The 2,921-nt window shown below is 65.4% G+C and carries 2 protein-coding genes; both read right to left on the bottom strand.

Features of this window, described 5'->3' with window-relative positions; all coding sequences use genetic code 11:
• Positions 1-34: 34 nt before the first annotated feature.
• Positions 35-1,297 carry an IS110 family RNA-guided transposase gene (locus P2L57_RS39690; protein ID WP_275823435.1) on the bottom strand — a complete coding sequence of 421 codons (1,263 nt, stop codon included), beginning with the start codon at positions 1,295-1,297 and terminating at the stop codon, positions 35-37.
• A 287-nt stretch (positions 1,298-1,584) separates the two neighbouring features.
• Positions 1,585-2,865: an IS256 family transposase gene (locus tag P2L57_RS39685; RefSeq protein ID WP_275823437.1), complete on the bottom strand. Its 1,281-nt coding sequence runs from the start codon at positions 2,863-2,865 to the stop codon at positions 1,585-1,587.
• Between the last annotated feature and the right edge of the window lie 56 nt (positions 2,866-2,921).

Here is a 2,921-nt window from a genome sequence, read left to right as displayed (position 1 = left end):
CGGGTCTGACACGAAAATAGAGCTGTTCCCGCGCTCAGGTAGCTGCGATCGGTTCGAAGCGGACGGTCAGCCCGAGGCTGTTGGCTTCCCTCATTATGCGGCGCATGGCGCGCTCGGGGTCACGCTTGGCGAAGTACTCGGCTCCCAGGTCACGGTACGGGGTCTTGTCGCGCAAGACGTGCCAGATCGCGATGGCGAGCTTGTGCATGACAGCGACCAGGGCCCGTTTGCCGCCTCTGCGGGCTGATATGCGGCGGAAGAACGCAGCGAGGTAGGACGTCTTGTCCCTGATCGCGGCCATGGCGGCGGTCCCGAGCAGGCGTTTGAGGTTGCTGTTGCCCGGGCGGGTGCGTCCGGATCTGCTGACACCGGCCGATTCGTTCTGGCCCGGGCAGACCCCGATCCACGAAGAGAGGTGCTGGGCGGAGGAGAACTGGGCCATATCGCCGCCGGTCTCGGCGATGATGATCTCTGCGGCAAGCCTGCCGACACCGGGGATGGTGTCGAGGTTGTCCAGGTCGTGCTCGTACGTGGCCAGGAGCGAGGCAATCCGGGTGTCGAACACCGCGATGACGCTGTTGAGACGGTCGATCTCGTCCAGGTAGTGGCGGACCATGAACGCGTGGTGGGCGGTGAACTCGCCGTCCAGGGCCTCGATGAGAGCCGGGATCTTGTTGCGGGCCTTGCCGCAGGCCAGGTCCGCGAGGCGTGCGGGATCCCGTTCGCCGGCGATGAGAGCCTCCAGGATGGCGCGTCCGGTGACGCCGACCACATCGCTGAGGACCGAGGTGAACTTCATCCCGGTGTCCTTGAGTTCCTTCTCCAACCGCTGGGCCTCGCGGCCCGCGGCGCGGACGATCTCGGTCCGACGACGGGTCAGGTCCCGCAGCTCGCGGATCTCCCGCTCGGGAACGAAGGAGCCCATCGCCAGGCCCGAGGCGCCGGCGCGAGCGAGGAACGCCGCGTCGCTCGGGTCGGTCTTGCGGCCCCTGATCCCTTTGAGGTGGGCGGGGTTGACGAGCATCAGGTTCAGGTGGGGTTGGAGCATGTAGTAGACGCTCCGCCAGTAGTCTGAGGTCGCCTCCATGACGACCACCTCGACGCGGGCCTCCACCAACCAGGCCAGCAGCCGCCGGATCTCGGCCTGGGTGGTGCCGAACCGTTCGGTCTCCAGACTCCAGCTTCCCGGTCGCTTCGGGCTGGGGGTGCGGGTGCAGGCAAGCAGGAACCGCTTGCCCAGGTCCACCCCTGCGGACCTCAGATGGATGACCTCGTCCTTCACGTCCTGGCGCGCCATGACGTACTCCCTCCCGTGCGGCGGCCGTGCCGGGCGGGTGCCCCGGAGGGGTCAGGGAAGAATCGGAATCTGACACGCGTGCTCCGGGCAGCACCAAGTGCTGCCGTGGCAACAAACCGTGGTCCCCTGGTCGACCCCCATCGCCATCCTGTCCAACGAGCTCACCGGCATCGCAGACCCATCGGCTGACCGGGACACCCGAGCCGATTTTCCTGTCTCCGAGGTGATCAGCGCAGCGCTTCCGGCGTTCCTGTCCAGTGAACGGTGTTTCTGGAGTTGTTAGGGGTTCAGCGGCGGGCGGCGGAGAGCCGACCGTCGAAGGTGATCTCGAAGGCGTTGAGGGCGGCCTTCCACCGCTGTGACCAGCGCTTGCGTCCCTGCCCGGTGGGGTCCAGGCTCATGATGGCCATGTAGACGCACTTGATCGCTGCCTGCTCGTTCGGAAAGTGCCCACGAGCGCGGACAGCCTTGCGAATGCGCGCGTTCACCGACTCGATGGCGTTGGTCGTGCATACAACTCGCCTTATTTCGGTGTCGAATTGAAGGAAGGGTACGAACTCGGCCCAGGCGTTCTCCCACAGCTTCACGATCGCCGGATACTTACTGCCCCAGGCGTCGCAGAACTCGAGGAACTTCTCCTCCGCGACGTCCTGGGTCGCGGCGGTGTAGACGGGCTTGAGCGCCTTCGAGATCTTGTCCCAGTCCTGGCGGGCCGCGTAACGGAACGACGCCCGCAGCAGGTGAACTACGCAAGTCTGGGTGATCGCCTGCGGCCAGACGGCCTCGATCGCGTCCGGCAGGCCCTTGAGGCCGTCACAAACGACCATGCAGACGTCTTCCGTGCCCCTGTTCTTGATCTCGGTGAGGACTTGGAGCCAGTACTTGGCGCCTTCGCCGCCGTCGCCGGCCCACAGGCCGAGGATCTCGCGGGTTCCCTCGACGGTGACCGCGAGAACAACGCAGATCGGCCTGTTCGCGACCTGACCATCCCTCAGTTTCACGTGCACACAGTCGATGAACAGCACCGGATAGACCGAATCCAGCGGGCGGCTCTGCCATTCGTGCATACCCTCGATCACCTTGTCCGTGATCGAGGAGATCGTTGTTTTCGACACCTCGGCGCCGTAGACCTCCTTCAGATGCGCGGAGATCTCGCCGTGAGTCAGGCCGCGGGCGGACAACGACAGCACCATCTCGTCGACGCCGGCCAGACGCCGCTGCCGCTTCTTGACGATCTGCGGCTCGAACGAGCCCACCCGATCGCGCGGGACGTCGATCTCGACCGGGCCGACATCGGTGAGCACGGTCTTGGAGCGGACGCCGTTGCGGGTGTTGCCGTTGGTCGTCTTCTCGTGCTTCTCGTGCCCAAGGTGATCGGTGATCTCGCCCTCGAGAGCAGACTCCAGGATCCTCTTCGTCAACTGCTGCAGCAGTCCGCCGTCGCCGGTCAGCTTGATCCCGTCGGCCTTGGCCCGGTCCACCAGCTGGCTGATCAACTGGTCGTCCAGCACGTCCGGCTCCAGCCCCGCCGACTGCACATTCTCCACGGCCTCAGCCGACACGGTCACGTCTGTCATCAGGTGTCACTTCCTGTTCGAAGATCCACCGTTGACCGTACAGACCC

It is taken from the genome of Streptantibioticus ferralitis (assembly GCF_029223525.1).
Lineage (GTDB): Bacteria > Actinomycetota > Actinomycetes > Streptomycetales > Streptomycetaceae > Streptantibioticus_A > Streptantibioticus_A ferralitis.
The sequence above is the reverse complement of the archived record's forward strand: the minus strand, read 5'-3'. Positions and strand labels throughout refer to the sequence as shown.